Source organism: Paraburkholderia sp. SIMBA_027, from assembly GCF_046535315.1.
Classification (GTDB): Bacteria; Pseudomonadota; Gammaproteobacteria; order Burkholderiales; family Burkholderiaceae; genus Paraburkholderia; species Paraburkholderia tropica.
This window is the reverse complement of record NZ_JAWRWY010000541.1, coordinates 1-273: the sequence shown is the minus strand read 5'-3', so window position 1 is coordinate 273 and position 273 is coordinate 1. Positions and strand designations below refer to the sequence as shown.

Here is a 273-nt window from a genome sequence, read left to right as displayed (position 1 = left end):
CTCGCCACGCCGCCAAGAACGGGGCCTAAAATTGGCCCCACCAGACCCGGCATGGCGACAAAATTCAATACTGGAAGAAGTTCATTACGAGGATAAGCGCGCAGTAAGGCCAGTCGAGCAACAGGCATCATCATTGCGCCGCCTATCCCCTGAATAACCCGGAAGACAACCAGCTGTGGTAGCGAATTAGAAAGTGCGCAGGCCAGAGAACCCAATGTGAACAGACTCACTGCAAGGGTAAAAATGCGACGCGTACCGAAGCGATCGGCTAGC

General features: G+C 54.6%; 1 protein-coding gene. It reads right to left on the bottom strand.

What is annotated here, in order from left to right; genetic code table 11:
* The coding region (locus tag SB764_RS40165; protein ID WP_410866776.1) for an MFS transporter at window positions 1-273 on the bottom strand (273 nt) is incomplete at both ends.